We start from the raw sequence: 15158 nt of genomic DNA, 5'->3' as shown, positions 1-15158 counted from the left end.
AGCGCGCCCTTACAGGGGCGGCCAGCCGGCTTTTGTGCATTCTCCGGGTTTTCTTCGCGCGGGGCCACCCCAGTGGGGCCAGAGGTTCAGCCCCCGCGCACGGGCGCCTTTCAGCCTGCGCCGCGCACCAACACCAGGGCGGTCACGCCCAGCAGCAGGATCACCCCGCCCACGCGCCGCAGCGATCCTGCCGACATCGCCAGCATCTGGGCGGCGGTGCGCTTCCACAGCCCTGGAGCGACGAAGAGGATCAGGCCCTCGATCACCGCTACCAGGCACAGCGCCGCCCACAGCTGCGACATCGACGTACTCAGCGGTCGCTGCGCAGGTACTGCAGGAACGGGTCGTTGCGCTCGAGCACGATCACGCTGTCGCCCTTCTCGAACGCCTTGCGGTACGACTCCAGGCTGCGCTGGAACGCATAGAACCCCGGATCGCGGCTGGCGGCCTCGCCGTAGATGCGGGTCGCCTCGGCATCGCCCTCACCTCGCAGCTTCTGCGCATCGCGCTCGGCCTCGGCCAGCAGCACCGTCTGCTCGCGGTCGGCCTGGCCACGGATCGCGCGCGCCTGCTCCTCGCCCTCGGCACGCAGCCGGGTGGCGACCTCGCGGCGCTCGGCGCGCATGCGGTCGTAGACCTGCACGATGACCTGACTGTCGGTGGGCAGGTCGATCTGCTTGAGGCGGATATCGACGATCTGCATGCCCAGCGACTTGGCGGCCTCGTTGATGCCCGGCAGCTGGCGGTCGACGAACTGCGCCCGGTTGCCCGAGACCAGCTCGGTCAGCGTGTTGGCGTTGATCTCGTTGCGCAGCGAGTTCTTGATGATCGGCTCCAGACGCAGGCTGGCATCGTCCTCCCGGCCCTGGGTGGCGCGATAGAACGCGGCGGCGTCGCTGATGGTGACGATCGCGACGAAGTCGACGCTGACGTCCTTGCGCTCGGAGGTCAGCGAGCGCTCGGGCGAGAACGCGCTGGCGTTGAAGCGACGGTCGAAGATCCGCGCCGACTCGATCAGCGGGATCTTGAAGTGCAGGCCTGGGCCGATATCGGTACGGGCCACACGGCCGAGGTTGAGCACCAGGGCGACCTGGCCTTCACGGACCACGAATACCGAGCCCATCAGGCCCAGCAGTACGACGATCAGCAGCGGAATGACGAAGTTCAGTCTCATCGGGAGCCTCCATCGCGCGGCGGGCGCGGCAACTGCGAGGACCGCGCGGGCGCCTGGGCGGCCTCGCGGGTGGCCTCGACGGTCGGCGACAGCACCTCGGGCGGAACCAGGGACGGCGCCGGCTGCGACGACGCCCCACCCCCGGCCATCGGCACGTAGATCAACTGGCGGCCATCGCCGCCGACCACGGTGCGGTTCTTGGCGAGCACCTGCTGCACGGTATCCAGCCACAGGCGCTTGCGGGTGACCTCGGGCACCTTGGCGTACTCGTCGACCAGCAACGAGAAGCGGGTCGCATCACCGGTGGCGCGGGCGATCTCGGCGGTCTTGTAACCCTCGGCCTGCGCCCGGATGCGCGCGGCCTCACCGCGTGCCTCGGGCACGATCTTGGCGGCGTAGGCCCCGGCTTCCTTGACCAGCTGTTCGTTCATCTGCTGGGCGCTGTTGACCTCGTCGAAGGCCGGCTTGACCTCTTCGGGCGGACGCGCGTCCTGCAGGTTGAGTTCGGTGACCGCCAGACCGGTCTGGTAGCTGTTGAGCGAGGCCTGCAGCGATTCCTGCGCAGCGGTCGACAACGGGCCACGGGCGTTGAGCGCGGCGTCGAGGTTGGCACGGCCGATCTGCTCGCGTACCGCGCTGACCGCGGTCTGCTCGAGCATCTCGCGCGCGTTGCGGGTCCCGTAGAGGTACTTGATCGGATCGCCGACCCGGTACTGCACGTTGAACGAGACCACGACGATGTTCTCGTCGCGGGTCAGCACCGGCACGGTGTTGCTGTAGGACTGCACCGTCGTCGCATCGACCTTGGTCACGCGCTCGATCGGCCAGGGCAGCTTGAAGTTCGGACCCGGGCCCATGACGCGCGCAGCCTGGCCGAAACGCAGCACGACGCCGCGCTGCTGTTCGCCGATCAGCACGAAGCAGTTGAGCAGCAGCACGACGACCAGCGCGACGGCAATCCAGCGCAGCGGGTTGCCGCCACCGCCGCCGCCGAACAGGCCGCGCAACTGGTCGATCAGGCCGTCAAACGCACCGCCACCGCCGCGACCACGCCGACCGCCATTGCGGCGCGGTGGCCAGGGATTGCGGTCGCCACCGCCGGATCCACGACGGTCCGGGGTTTCGTTGTCCTTGTTCTTGCCGGGAATGTTCCAGGCCATGCCTGCTCCAGTTTCGGGCGCGCAGCCTGCGTCGGCGACGGCGCGGGGATTGCATAGTCTAACCGGCTCCCGGTCTGCGAACGCCACGGCGGCAGCAGGCAACACGGTCGTCGATGTCGGGGAAACGCGGGGGAAGATCGGGGAACGGACGTGATCGGTGCGCCGGCGCCGGCGCGCCCACGCCCGCACCCTACGGATCAGATGGTGTCGGGGTCGTCGACAGGCAAGAGCGCGCGCAACGGAGCACCTTCGGGCTGTGCCGCCAGACGCGCGGCGTCGGCATGCGCCAGGTCGATCTCAAGCCGCCAGCCGCCGGCCTCCTCGACCGCTTCCTCGCGCACCGCCTCGAGCGCATGCAGGCGTGCGCGCAACCGGCCGGCCTCGGGCGGCAGCGCCAAGCTGCCGACGATCCGCCGTATCCCCAGCCGACGCGCCAGCGCCTGCGACAACAGATCCAGGCCGAGCCCATCGCGCGCGGACATCCACACCGCCTCGCGTACCGCATCGTCGGCGAGCGCGGCCGGATCCATGTCGTAGCGCGGCGCGGCGCCCTCGATACGGTCGATCTTGTTGAACACCAGCAACTGCGGCAGCTCACCGGCGCCGATCTCGCCGAGCACCGCGTCGACCTGGGCGATGCGCTCGTTGCGCAATGGATCGGCGGCGTCGATGACATGCAGCAGCAGGTCGGCCTCGCGCGCTTCGCTCAGCGTGGAGCGGAACGCGGCGACCAGCTCGTGCGGCAAGTCGCGGACGAAGCCGACGGTGTCGGCGAGCACGATCGCCCCGCCCGACAGATCGACCCGGCGCACGGTCGGGTCCAGGGTCGCGAACAGCTGGTCGGCCGCGTAGGCATCCGCGCCGCTGAGCGTGTTGAACAGCGTCGACTTGCCGGCGTTGGTGTAGCCGACCAGGGCGACGCGCGGCAGTTCGCTGCGCACGCGTGCACGGCGCATCTGCGTGCGCTGCACCTCGACCTTGCCCAGTCTGGCCTGCAACTGCTCGACCCGCTTCTGCAGCAAGCGGCGGTCGGTCTCGAGCTGGGTCTCGCCGGGCCCACGCAGGCCAATCGAACCACCGCGCTGGCGCTCCAGGTGGGTCCAGCCGCGCACCAGGCGCGTGGCCATGTGCCGCAGCTGCGCCAGCTCGACCTGCAGCTTGCCTTCATGGCTGCGCGCGCGCTGGGCGAAGATGTCGAGAATCAGCCCGGTACGGTCGACCACGCGCCGTTCGAGCGCACGCTCGAGGTTGCGCTCCTGTCCAGGCGAGAGACGGTGATTGACCAGGATCAGGTCGGCGCCGCTGGCCTCGGCGGCGGCCTTGACCTCCTCCAGCTTGCCGCTGCCGATCAGCGTGGCGGCATTGGGGCGGTCGATGCGCGCAGGGATCACCATCGCGACATGGGCACCGGCCGACCGTGCGAGCTCGGAAAATTCCTCGAGCACGCCTTCGTCGGCCGGACCGTGCGCGTGGGGCTGGATCAGCAGCGCGTTTTCACCCTTGCGGGAGCGTTCAAACAAGCGGGGTCAGGCCTCTGGGGTCATTCGGGCTGTTCGGCGGGATCATCGCCTGCCCCGTTGGCAGACTCGACGACACCGCCACCGGACGCCATGCGCACATTGCGCGCCGGCACCACGGTCGAGATCGCATGCTTGTAGACCATCTGGCTCACGGTGTTGCGCAGCAACACCACGAACTGGTCGAACGACTCGATCGTGCCCTGCAGTTTGATGCCGTTGACGAGGTAAATCGAGACCGGTACGCGCTCACGGCGCAGTGCGTTCAGGAAAGGATCCTGCAAGGACTGTCCCTTGGACATCGTGTTCCCCAGCTTGGTTATTGTTGTCGGGCGCTGGCCCGTCGACGCCACTCCCCGTGACGCGACCCGCCGATGTTACACAACCCTCGCCTCACGCGTACGGGACGGTTCGTCTCGAGCGGCCCGCGCGGCCGAACCAGACGCTCAGCCGCCGACTGCCGGCGCCCCGGGATGCGCAGCCAGTGCCTGTTCCACGGCGGCATCGAGCGCGGCACGTTCGCGCGCCGGGTCGAACCAGCGCACCTGACTGCGTCCGCGCAGCCAGGTGAACTGGCGCTTGGCCAGTTGCCGGGTCGCAGCGATCGCGCGCTCGCGCATCCATGCCGCATCGCCCAGCCCATCGAGGTGCTCCCAGGCCTGGCGGTAGCCGACCGCACGGATCGCCGGCAGTTCCAGCGGCGCCGGATGCGCGCGCAACTGCGGCAAGGCGCGCAGTGCACGCACTTCGTCGAGGAAGCCGGCCGCGACCATCGCGTCGAAGCGCGCGGCGATCCGCGCATGCAATTCGGCGCGCTCGGGCGGCGCGATCGCCAGTTGCAGCACGCGCACAGGCAGCGGCGGCGCCTCGGGCGGGCGGCGCTGCCATTCGCTGATCGGCACGCCGCTCAGGCGATGCACCTCGAGCGCCCGCTGGATACGCTGTGGATCGCCCGGGCCGATCCGCGCCGCGGCGTCCGGGTCGACCGCCGCAAGCTGGGCGTGCAGTGCCGGCCAGCCGAGTGCGGCGGCTTGCGCGGCAATCTCCGCCCGCACCGCCGGATCGGCCGCCGGCATCGGCGACAGGCCTTCGAGCAGGGCGGCGAAGTACAGCCCGGTACCGCCGACGAGGATCGGCAGCCGCCCACGCGCGAGGATGGCGTCGATCGCGCGGCGCCCATCGTCGGCGAATTCGGCCGCCGAGTAGGTCTGCCACGGATCGCGCAGGTCGAGCATGTGATGCGCGACACGGGCGCGCTCGGCGGCATCGGGCTTGGCCGCGCCGATCTCCAGGCCGCGGTAGACCAGCGCCGAATCGACGCTGACGATCTCCCCACCGAAGCGCTCGGCCAGGGCCAGCGCCAGCGCGGACTTGCCCGACGCGGTCGGGCCCATCAGCGCGATCGCGGGCGGTCGCGCGTCGGTCATGCGCGATCTCTCATGTCGTTCTTCTCGTCCAGCCGGCGGGTCGACCACGGCGATCGCGTCCAGCAGCTCAGTAGCCGCTTTCCTTCAGCGCCATCCGCACCTGCTCATGCGTGTCCTGGACGTGCTGCGGCGGCGCCCTGCCCAGCACGCTGAAGACGACGATCGCCACGGTCGAGACGATCACGCCAGGCACCATCTCGTAGAGCGCGCTGCCGGTCAGCTTCCACAGCACGACGGTCGATGCGCCGGCGAGCATGCCAGCGATCGCGCCATTGCGGGTCATGCGCTGCCAGAACAGCGACAGGAGCACGACGGGCCCGAACGCGGCGCCGAAGCCGGCCCAAGCGTAGGCCACCAATCCGAGCACACGGCTGTCGGGATCGCGTGCGATCCAGATTGCCAGCAATGCAATCGCCGCGACCATGAGCCTGCCCACCCAGACCAGCTCGCGGTGCCCTGCGTCCGGCCGCAGGAAACCGCGATAGAAATCTTCGGTCAGCGCGCTCGAACACACCAGCAACTGGCACGAGAGCGTACTCATCACCGCAGCCAGAATCGCCGACAACAGCACGCCAGCGATCCAGGGATTGAACAGCAACTCGGCCAGAACGATGAACACACGTTCGGGATTGTCATCGACCGGGCCAGCCAGGCCGGGATTGGCCGAGAAATACGCCACTCCGAAGAACCCGGTCGATATCGCACCCACCAGACACAGGATCATCCAGGTCATCGCGATGCGGCGCGCGCGGGGAATCGTGGCCACGTTCTCGGCGGCCATGAAGCGAGCCAGGATGTGGGGCTGACCGAAGTAGCCAAAGCCCCAGGCGAGCGCCGACACCACGGCCACCAGGCCTCCGGCGCCCACCCATTCCAGCCGGGTCGGATCGACCTGCTCCACCAATGCCAGACTCGGCCCGCCCCCCCCGTTGGCGACGACGACGATGGTCGGCACCAGCAACAAGGCGAAGATCATCAGCGTCGCCTGCACCATATCGGTCCAGCTCACCGCCAGAAAGCCGCCGATCAGCGTGTACACAATCGTCGCGGCCGCCCCCCACCAGAGCGCCTGCGCATAAGGAATGCCGAAGACACTTTCGAATAGCCGCGCACCCGCCACGATGCCCGAGGCGCAGTAGACCGCGAAAAACACAAGAATCACCAGCGCAGCGAGGACGCGCAGCAGCTTGCGGCGGTCGTCGAAACGATGGGTGAAGTAGTCCGGCAACGTCAGCGCGTTATGGGTGCGCTCGGTGTAGAGCCTCAGTGGCCCGGCAACATAGCGCCAGTTGAACCAGGCGCCGATCGTCAGCCCGATGGCGATCCAGGCCTCAGAGACGCCGGTCAGGTACAGCGCCCCCGGCAGGCCCATCAGCAACCAGCCGCTCATGTCGGAGGCGCCGGCCGACAATGCAGTCACATAGCTGCCCAGCGACCGGCCGCCGAGGATGTAGTCGTCGAAGGTCCGCGTGCGGTACCAGGCCCACAGGCCGATCCCGACCATCAGCAACAGATAGGCGGCGAATGTGACGTACAGCGGCGTGACAGTCATGCGGGCTCCCCTGCCGCGGGCGGCGGCGACAGGGACGGAAGCTTAACCGCGATCGCCCGTGGTCGTGAGCGCGCGCCGCGCGCTACGCATCGTCGGGCCACTGGATCGCCGGCGCCGCCGACGCGGCGCGGGGACGCGGCACCGCCGCCACCGCGCGCCAGACCTGCAGCGCGTCGACGGTGGCCGCCACATCGTGCACGCGCAGCAGCCGAGCGCCGTTCTGGGCGGCGATCAGGTGGGCTGCGACCGAACCGGCGACGCGCTCGGCCGCCACCTCGCGCCCGGTCAACTCGCCGATGCTGCGCTTGCGCGACAGGCCGGCCAGCACCGGGACACCGAGCTCGCCCAGGCGCGCGAGCTGCGCCAGCAACGCGAGATTGTGCGCGGTGGTCTTGCCGAAGCCAAAGCCCGGGTCGACGACGATCCGGCGGCGCTCGATGCCCGCCATCTCGGCAGCGAACATGCGCTCGGCCAGGAACCGGTGCACGTCGGCGACCACGTCGTCGTATTCGGGCGCATCCTGCATGCCGCGCGGCTCGCCGAGCATGTGCATCAGCACGACCGGCACGCCGAGCGCGGCGGCAGTCTCGAGTGCACCCTCGCGGCGCAGCCCGTAGACATCGTTGATCAGGCCCGCACCGGCCGCGACCGCGGCGCGCATGACCTCGGGCTTGGAGGTGTCGATGCTGACCGGCAGCCCGGTCTGCGCGACCAGCGCCTCGACGACCGGCAGCACCCGCCGCAGTTCCTCGTCGACCGGCACGTCATCGGCGCCGGGCCGGGTCGACTCGCCACCGACGTCGAGCACGTCGGCGCCCGCCTCGGCCAGCCGCAGCCCGTGCGCGATCGCGGCCTCGGCAGTCGCGTACGTGCCGCCGTCGGAAAACGAATCGGGTGTGACGTTGACGATGCCCATGACCCGCGGGCGGTCGAGCCGCAGGACGCGGCCATTGCAATCGAGCTGGGGAGCGGTGTCGAACATGGGCGTGTGATGGTGATCGGTCATTCGAGCGGGGGGGCCGCAAGCGCGAAACGGCGTCGCGGCTGGCGGCTGTCGGGCCCATCGTATACGCGGCGCGGGCATCGTGAGTCGGCGCGACGTGCCCGGCAGCCGCCTGACGGACGCGCAAACGACAACGGCGCCGTCTCCGGCGCCGTTGTCCAATCACCGCTCACCCAGGACGCATCCCGTTCTGCGGATCATCACATCCTGCGTCAGGCCTGCTCGGCAGCGCCGCCGATCGGCTGCAGCGGGCGCTTGCCGCCCGTGTCGCCGTCGTCGCTCCCACCGCCGGGCGGGTTGGCCTTGCCCCAGCCCATTGGCGGCGGCGGATCGCGGCCTTCCATGATCGCGTCGATCTGCGGCACGTCGATCGTTTCGTATTCGAGCAGCAGCTTGGACATCGCGTGCAGCTTGTCGATGTTGCCGGTCAGGATCTCGCGGGTGCGGGAATAGGCACGATCCAGGATCTCGCGCACCACCTCGTCGATCTTGCGCGCGGTATCGTCGGAGACGCTCTTGTGCTGGGTGACCGAACGGCCCAGGAACACCTCGTCGTCCTCTTCACCGTAGGCGATCGGCCCCATGACGTCCGACAGGCCCCACTTGGTGACCATGTTGCGGGCGATCTTGGTCGCGCGTTCGATGTCGTTCGAGGCCCCGGTGGTGACCTTGTCCTCGCCGAAGATCAGTTCCTCGGCCACGCGCCCGCCGTAGAGCGAGCACAGCTGGGACTCGATCGCCACGCGGTTCATCGAGTACTTGTCGCCCTCGGGCAGGTACATGGTCACGCCCAGCGCGCGACCGCGCGGGATGATCGTGACCTTGTAGACCGGGTCGTGCTCGGGCACCAGGCGACCGACGATCGCGTGGCCGGCCTCGTGGTAGGCGGTGAGCTTCTTCTCGTCCTCGCTCATTGCCATCGAGCGGCGCTCGGCGCCCATCAGGATCTTGTCGCGCGCGCGATCGAAGTGGTCCATGCGGACCTCCTTGGCGTTCTCGCGCGCGGCGAACAGCGCCGCCTCGTTGACCAGGTTGGCCAGGTCCGCGCCGGAGAAGCCCGGCGTGCCGCGGGCCACGACCAGCGGCTGCACGTCCTCGTCCAGCGGGACCTTGCGCATGTGGACCTTGAGGATCTGCTCGCGGCCCTTGACGTCGGGCAGGCCCACCACGACCTGGCGGTCGAAGCGGCCCGGACGCAGCAGCGCCGGGTCGAGCACGTCGGGCCGGTTGGTCGCGGCGACCACGATCACGCCCTCGCCGCCCTCGAAGCCGTCCATCTCGACCAGCAACTGGTTGAGGGTCTGCTCGCGCTCGTCGTGACCGCCCCCCAGGCCGGCGCCGCGATGGCGGCCGACCGCGTCGATCTCGTCGATGAAGATGATGCACGGCGCCTGCTTCTTGGCCTGCTCGAACATGTCGCGCACGCGCGAGGCACCGACGCCGACGAACATCTCGACGAAGTCCGAACCGGAGATCGAGAAGAACGGCACCTTGGCCTCGCCGGCGATCGCCTTGGCGAGCAGCGTCTTGCCGGTGCCCGGCGGGCCGACCATCAGCACGCCGCGCGGAATCTTGCCGCCGAGCTTCTGGAACTTGGACGGATCGCGCAGGAACTCGACGAGTTCGGACACTTCCTCCTTGGCCTCGTCGCAACCGGCGACGTCGGCGAAGGTGACCTTGGTCTGCTCCTCGCTCAGCAACTTGGCGCGCGATTTGCCGAAGGACATCGCGCCCTTGCCGCCGCCCTGTTGCATCTGCCGCATCATGAAGAACCAGAAGCCGATGATCAGCGCGACCGGCAACAGCTGGATCAGGATGTACCCCAGCGAGATGCCGCTCGACGGCGGTGCCTGGTCGATCGCGACGTTGTGGTTCATCAGGTCGTCGATCATGCGGTCGTCGCGCCGCGGTGCGATCACCGTGCCCGTCTGCCCGCCCTTGGTCTTGAACGTGATGGTGCGCTCGTCCTCGGCGATCTTCACCGAACCGATCTGATCGCGGCGGACCTGCTCCATGAACTGCGAGTACTGGACGTCCTGGCCGCCGGCGGCGCCGGTGCGGGGGCTGAAGCTCTGGAAGACCACCATCAGCACGATGGCGACCACCACCCAGAGCAACAGATTCTTGACCAGATCGTTCATGTGATTGTTCGACTCTTCATTAGGTGGAGCGAGAAAACCGTCGCCACGCCGGCCGATGGTACTACGGCCATGTGGTGCCGCCGTTCATGGTCCCGAGGCCCGGAGCGGCGTCCGCTCAGCGCGGCCGCTTGCCCTGGGCCAGGGCGTAGACCTCCGGCGAGCGCTGCCGGGAAGCAGCCGGCTTGCGGATCGAGAGCTTCTCGTACCGCTGCCTCAGGTCCTTCACGTAGGCGTCGAAATCGGTGCCTTGGAACAGCTTGATGAGGAAGGTGCCACCGGTGCGCAGGTGGTCGTCGGCGAACGCCATCGCCAGCTCGGCCAGGTGCATCGCCCGTGGCTGGTCGACAGCGTCGATACCGCTCTTGTTGGGGGCCATGTCCGACAACACAAGGTCCACCTGCTGGCCGCCGAGCGCAGCCTCGAGCGCGGCCAGCACCGAATCCTCACGAAAATCGCCGTGCAGGAACTCGACTCCGGCCAGCGACGGCATCTCCAGGATGTCGAGCGCGATCACCCGTCCGCTGTCGCCCAAGGCCTGCCGGACCCACTGCGACCAGCCACCGGGCGCGGCTCCCAGGTCGACGACCACCATGCCTGGCTTCAGCAGCCGGCTGCGCTCGACCAGTTCCTCGAGCTTGTAGGCCGCACGCGAGCGCAGGCCCTCGGCCTGCGCTTTCTTCACGTAGGGGTCGGAGAAGTGTTCCTTCAGCCAGCGCTGGCTGCTTTTGCTGCGGGAGGCCATTGCCGGCTCGTCGGGCTGAACGGAGGACGCGAACGGCCATGATATCCTGCGGGCCGTTTTCATTCCTGCGACCGGTTCATCCATGAGTAACGTCCTGACCGCTGCCCAGACCCGTTTTCTGCGCGGCCAGGCCCATGGCATCAAGGCCATGCTGCAGGTGGGCGGCAAGGGCATCACCGATGCGCTGGTCGCCGAGATCGATGCCGCGCTCGAGCATCACGAACTGATCAAAGTGAAGGTCGGGGCGGCCGACCGCGAGGCCCGCGACGCGATGACCGCAGAACTGGCCGAGCGCACCGCCAGCGCGCTGGTCCAGCGCATCGGCCACGTCGCCGTGCTCTACCGGCAGAGCCGCGACCGCCGCCAGATCGTGCTGCCGCGGGCCTGAGCAGCCGGTTCGCGCCGATGCAGCTCAGCCTCGAAACGCCCGATTTCGATTACGTCCTGCGCGGCGCCGACGGCACCAGTGCGCGGGTCAACGATCGCCTGCTGACCCGCAGTTTCATCGTCGCGCCGCGCGCGCTGGTCGAGGACTGGCCGGCCACCTCGGTGCGCACGCTCGATCTCGACGCCCTCGCCCCGGTCCTGGCGCTCGAGCCGGAAGTGATCCTGCTGGGGACCGGCGCCACGCAGGCCTTCCCGCCGGCGGCGACAATGGCCGCCTGCCTGTCGCGCGGCGTCGGCCTGGAAGCGATGACCAATGCGGCCGCGGCGCGTACGTTCAACGTGCTGGCCGGCGAAGGCCGGCGGGTGGTGGCGGCGTTCGTGTTGGACGGCGGCGCGTGGTGATCGCTGATTGACGTCAGCGACTCACCGCTGACATCGACGCCTCACGCCTTCACGCCTGCCCCCTTACGTACGCCGGCTCACCGAGCCGGGAGGTACGACAGCGGATCGACCGGCTTGCCGTTGTAGCGAATCTCGAAATGCAGCATGTCGCGCGCCGCGCCGCTGCGGCCCATCTCGGCGATCTGCTGGCCGGCACGGACGCGCTCGCCCTCGTTGACCCGGCGGGTGCGGTTGTGGCCATAGGCCGACAGCCATTGCTCATCGTGCTTGACGATGATCAGCTCGCCGTAGCCAACCAGGCCCGAACCCGAATACACCACCACGCCGTCGGCGGACGCACGGACCGGTTGCCCGCCGGTGCCGGCGATATCGATGCCCTGCTTGGTGGGTTCGTTGGCGACATAGCGCGCGATCAACTGCCCGTCGGTCGGCCACTGCCATTGGAACGGGCTGCGTGCCGGCGGTGGCGCGGGCGGCTGCGGCGCCGACTGCGTCGGCCGGACCGGCTGCCGTCCGCCTCCGGACGACGCCGCGGTGGCCGTGCCGCGCCCGCCCGGATACAGACGCAACCGCTGGCCGGGATAGATGGTGTACGGCGGCGGGATGCTGTTCCAGGTCGCCAGGTCCAGCACGCTGATGCCATTGCCCGACGCGATGCGGTAGAGCGTGTCGCCACGCTGCACCACCACGCTCTGACCGGGCTTGGGCGTCGAGACGCGCGTCGCCCCACCCTCCCGGACCACCCGGCTGCTGCCGCAACCGACGAGCAACAGGGCCGTCAACACCAGTACCACGATCCTCATCGGCGAAACTCCATCCAGACCAGTCCGACCGCGACCAGGCCGACCATCAGCCAGCCCAGCCACTCGATGTAGCGCCGCAGGATCGGCTCCACGCGCGGGCCGCCCCAGGCCATCAGTCCGGCCACAAGGAAGAACCGCGCGCCGCGCCCGACCAACGAGCCGGCGATGAACGGTAACAGCCCGACACCGAGCGAACCCGACGCGATCGTGAACACCTTGTACGGAATCGGCGTGAAGGCGGCGAGGAAAACGAAGACGAAACCGTGCCGCAGGAACAGCGCCTGCACCTGCTCGAAAGCAGGCTGCCAGCCCATGCGCACGATCCATGGCCAGACCAGATCGAGCGCGTAGTGACCGATGACGTAGCCCAAGAGGCCACCGATCACCGACCCGAGGGTGCACAGCAACGCGTAACGCCACCAATTCCGGGGCTGGGCCAGCGCCATCGGCGCGAGCATCACGTCGGGCGGGATCGGGAACACCACCGATTCGGCCGCGCTCATCGCAGTGAGGTAACGCGGCGCATGACGATGCCGGGACCAGGACAGCACGCGCTCGTAGAGCGCTTCGAACAGGCGCATCAGTCGATATACCCCGAAAGCAACGGCACGAACGCCACCGCTGCCACATCCTGCTGCACGAGTCGACCGTCGGCCTGCTTGTGCAGCACCAACAGCCGCTGCGCACCCGCCGCGCCGACCGGCGCGACCAGCGTGCCGCCGTCGGCGAGCTGCGCGGTCAGCGCATCGACCAGCGCAGGGCCTGCAGCAGTGACCACGATGCCGTCGAACGGGCCGTTCTCCGGCCAGCCGATGCGGCCGTCGTCGTGCTTGCTGCGAACGTTGAGGCCGAGCGAGCGGAAGCGCTTGCGCGCCACGCGCAGCAGCTCGCCGATGCGTTCGACCGTGTGCACCTCGATGCCCAGCGCGGCGAGGATCGTCGCCTGGTAGCCCGAGCCGGTGCCCACTTCGAGCACCTTGCGCGGCATGCCGTTGGCCAGCAGCGCCTCGGTCATGCGCGCGACCACCCAGGGCTGGGAGATTGTCTGGCCATGGCCGATCGGCAGCGCGGTGTCCTCGTAGGCGCGGGTCGCCAGCGCCTCATCGACGAACAGGTGCCGGGGCACGGTACGGATCGCGTTGAGCACGCGCTCATCGGAAATTCCGCCGCCCGGATGCGCGCCATCGCGCAGTCGCTCGATCAGGCGGTCGCGCACGCGCTGCGAGGTCATGCCCACGCCCAACGCCTCGGGTTGCAGCCGCAAGCGCGCCATCATGCCTGCGTCGCCCGGAGCCCGGCCTCCAGTCCGCCGACCCAGCTGGCGACATGCTCGAGCGCCTGGTATCGGGTGAGATCGACATGGATCGGGCTGATCGAGATATGCCGCGTGCGCACGGCGTGGAAATCGGTGCCGGGGCCGGCGTCCTGTTCGGGGCCGGCAGCGCCGATCCACCAGAATGTCCGCCCGCGCGGGTCGACGATCGGCGTGCAGCCTTCGGCACGGTGGCGATTGCCCAGCCGCGTGACCTCGAAGCCGGCGAGCGCGTCCCAGGCGACATCGGGCACGTTGACGTTGAGGATCGTGTCGGCCGGCAGCGGATCGGCCTTGAGCCGGGCGACGATCTCGACCGCCGCGCGCGCGGCGGTTTGGTAATGGCGGCCGTCGTGATTGGCCGTGACCAACGACATCGCGACCGCAGGCAAGCCGCAGAAGCGCCCCTCCATCGCCGCAGCGACGGTGCCCGAATAGATGACATCATCGCCGAGATTGGCGGTGTTGTTGATGCCCGACACGACGATGTCGGGTTCGCGCTCGAGCAGGCCGGTCATCGCCACGTGCACGCAGTCGGTCGGCGTGCCATGGACCCGCCAGGTCGTCTCATCGAGCTGCACCACGCGCAACGGCAGGTCGAGTGTGAGCGAGTTGCTGGCCCCGGAGCGGTCGCGATCGGGGGCAACGATCAGCACCTCGTGTCCTGCATCGCGCAGCCCCTGGGCGAGGATCCGGATGCCCGGTGCGTCGACGCCATCGTCGTTGCTGACCAGTACGCGCATGAACGTTTCCGAAAGCCCCCTGCGGTTGGCGAAGCGGACATGATAGCGGATGCGTCCCACGCGCCCCAGCTTGCGCGGACGCGCGATCCTGCGCACGACCGGCGTCCGCGCTACGCTGATGCCATGAGCCGCAATCACGACGCGCCCGACGACGACGATGCCGCGCTGTTCCGCGCCGCCATTGGCGCGGTACGCGAACTGCCCAGCGCCCCGCCGCCGCCGCAGGCGCCCCGCCCGCGCCCGGCCACGCGCATGGCCGAGCGCGACGACGAGGAGGCGCGCAGCGAGTTCCGGCAGTTACTCGACGGCCCGCTGCTGCAGGGCGGCGATGCGATGCAGTACCGTCGCGACGATGTTCCCGCCCGGGTGCTGCGCCGGCTCGGCCGCGGCGAGTACGCGGCCCAGGAAGAACTCGATCTGCACCATGCCGATGCCGCCCAGGCGACCGCGCTGCTGCGGCTATTCCTGCGCGACGCGATCGATGCCGGCGTGGGTTGCGTGCGCATCGTGCACGGCAAGGGCATGAACTCCTCGCCCGACGCGCCGGTCATCAAGAACCTGGTCGATCGCCTGCTGCGCCAGCGCGGCGATGTGCTCGCATTCCACAGCGCGCCCGGCGCCCAGGGCGGCACCGGCGCGGTGCTGGTGCTGCTGCGCCCGCGGCGCTGACCGGCCGGCAGACGCTGCAAACCGGCAGAACCGGGGTGAAATGGACAATTAGTGTAGCGAAAAAGGAAAAAGTACCCCCGGTTTGCGGGTTTTAAGGCGGCCCGGGAACACCCCTAAAAAATGGGC

Annotated in this window: 17 protein-coding genes; 3 read left to right on the top strand and 14 right to left on the bottom strand. The window is 69.1% G+C overall.

Translation table 11 applies throughout. The features are described from left to right. Window positions 1–110: 110 nt before the first annotated feature. The 10 genes from ABE487_RS06200 to rlmE form a co-directional block, all read right to left on the bottom strand. Window positions 111–302, bottom strand: coding sequence for a DUF2065 family protein (locus ABE487_RS06200; protein WP_346447413.1), 192 nt, complete (start codon window positions 300–302; stop codon window positions 111–113). 8 nt (window positions 303–310) lie between these two features. Beyond that, window positions 311–1174 carry a protease modulator HflC gene (gene hflC / locus ABE487_RS06195; protein ID WP_346442163.1) on the bottom strand — a complete coding sequence of 288 codons (864 nt, stop codon included), beginning with the start codon at window positions 1172–1174 and terminating at the stop codon, window positions 311–313. After that, window positions 1171–2334 carry an FtsH protease activity modulator HflK gene (gene hflK, locus ABE487_RS06190; RefSeq protein WP_346442164.1) on the bottom strand — a complete coding sequence of 388 codons (1164 nt, stop codon included), beginning with the start codon at window positions 2332–2334 and terminating at the stop codon, window positions 1171–1173. Before hflK ends, hflC begins: the two co-directional genes overlap by 4 nt. A 197-nt stretch (window positions 2335–2531) precedes the next feature. Next, window positions 2532–3854 carry a ribosome rescue GTPase HflX gene (gene hflX, locus ABE487_RS06185; RefSeq protein ID WP_346447412.1) on the bottom strand — a complete coding sequence of 441 codons (1323 nt, stop codon included), beginning with the start codon at window positions 3852–3854 and terminating at the stop codon, window positions 2532–2534. 20 nt (window positions 3855–3874) lie between these two features. Next, entirely contained in the window at window positions 3875–4153 is a 279-nt protein-coding gene (hfq, locus tag ABE487_RS06180) for an RNA chaperone Hfq (RefSeq protein WP_346442166.1), read from the bottom strand. A gap of 144 nt (window positions 4154–4297) precedes the next feature. Beyond that, window positions 4298–5278: a tRNA (adenosine(37)-N6)-dimethylallyltransferase MiaA gene (gene miaA / locus ABE487_RS06175; RefSeq protein ID WP_346451645.1), complete on the bottom strand. Its 981-nt coding sequence runs from the start codon at window positions 5276–5278 to the stop codon at window positions 4298–4300. A gap of 67 nt (window positions 5279–5345) precedes the next feature. Then, window positions 5346–6830 (bottom strand): sodium/proline symporter PutP, encoded by a 1485-nt coding sequence (gene putP / locus ABE487_RS06170; protein WP_346451644.1) that lies wholly within the window; start codon window positions 6828–6830, stop codon window positions 5346–5348. Window positions 6831–6912: 82 nt separating this feature from the next. Beyond that, entirely contained in the window at window positions 6913–7812 is a 900-nt protein-coding gene (gene folP, locus ABE487_RS06165) for a dihydropteroate synthase (RefSeq protein ID WP_346447410.1), read from the bottom strand. Between the two features lie 233 nt (window positions 7813–8045). Next, window positions 8046–9974 carry an ATP-dependent zinc metalloprotease FtsH gene (gene ftsH / locus ABE487_RS06160; RefSeq protein WP_346442170.1) on the bottom strand — a complete coding sequence of 643 codons (1929 nt, stop codon included), beginning with the start codon at window positions 9972–9974 and terminating at the stop codon, window positions 8046–8048. A gap of 115 nt (window positions 9975–10089) precedes the next feature. Next, complete coding sequence (rlmE, locus tag ABE487_RS06155; RefSeq protein WP_346442240.1) at window positions 10090–10716, bottom strand: 23S rRNA (uridine(2552)-2'-O)-methyltransferase RlmE; 627 nt, start codon at window positions 10714–10716, stop codon at window positions 10090–10092. An 82-nt stretch (window positions 10717–10798) separates the two neighbouring features. Between rlmE and yhbY the strand changes: the two genes are divergently transcribed. Then, complete coding sequence (gene yhbY / locus ABE487_RS06150) at window positions 10799–11104, top strand: ribosome assembly RNA-binding protein YhbY (RefSeq protein ID WP_346442171.1); 306 nt, start codon at window positions 10799–10801, stop codon at window positions 11102–11104. 17 nt (window positions 11105–11121) lie between these two features. Further along, a complete protein-coding gene (locus ABE487_RS06145) occupies window positions 11122–11505 on the top strand; it encodes an Mth938-like domain-containing protein (protein WP_346447409.1) in 384 nt (127 codons plus the stop codon). Between the two features lie 77 nt (window positions 11506–11582). Here the strand turns inward: ABE487_RS06145 and ABE487_RS06140 are convergent, their stop codons facing one another. Genes ABE487_RS06140 through surE form a run of 4 tightly spaced genes read right to left on the bottom strand, consistent with a single transcriptional unit; the run spans window position 11583 to window position 14363 of the window. Then, window positions 11583–12308, bottom strand: coding sequence for a peptidoglycan DD-metalloendopeptidase family protein (locus tag ABE487_RS06140; protein WP_346442173.1), 726 nt, complete (start codon window positions 12306–12308; stop codon window positions 11583–11585). Further along, window positions 12305–12889 (bottom strand): YqaA family protein, encoded by a 585-nt coding sequence (locus tag ABE487_RS06135; protein ID WP_346442174.1) that lies wholly within the window; start codon window positions 12887–12889, stop codon window positions 12305–12307. Before ABE487_RS06135 ends, ABE487_RS06140 begins: the two co-directional genes overlap by 4 nt. Next, window positions 12889–13584 (bottom strand): protein-L-isoaspartate(D-aspartate) O-methyltransferase, encoded by a 696-nt coding sequence (locus ABE487_RS06130; RefSeq protein ID WP_346442175.1) that lies wholly within the window; start codon window positions 13582–13584, stop codon window positions 12889–12891. Before ABE487_RS06130 ends, ABE487_RS06135 begins: the two co-directional genes overlap by 1 nt. Beyond that, window positions 13581–14363 (bottom strand): 5'/3'-nucleotidase SurE, encoded by a 783-nt coding sequence (gene surE / locus ABE487_RS06125; protein ID WP_346442176.1) that lies wholly within the window; start codon window positions 14361–14363, stop codon window positions 13581–13583. Before surE ends, ABE487_RS06130 begins: the two co-directional genes overlap by 4 nt. A gap of 123 nt (window positions 14364–14486) precedes the next feature. On the opposite strand from surE, the gene ABE487_RS06120 reads away from it, so the two are divergent. After that, window positions 14487–15032 (top strand): Smr/MutS family protein, encoded by a 546-nt coding sequence (locus ABE487_RS06120; RefSeq protein ID WP_346442177.1) that lies wholly within the window; start codon window positions 14487–14489, stop codon window positions 15030–15032. Window positions 15033–15158: the final 126 nt, after the last annotated feature.

It is taken from the genome of Luteimonas sp. TWI596 (genome assembly GCF_039674105.1).
Taxonomy (GTDB): domain Bacteria; phylum Pseudomonadota; class Gammaproteobacteria; order Xanthomonadales; family Xanthomonadaceae; genus Luteimonas.
This window is presented reverse-complemented; position numbering and strand designations above follow the sequence as displayed.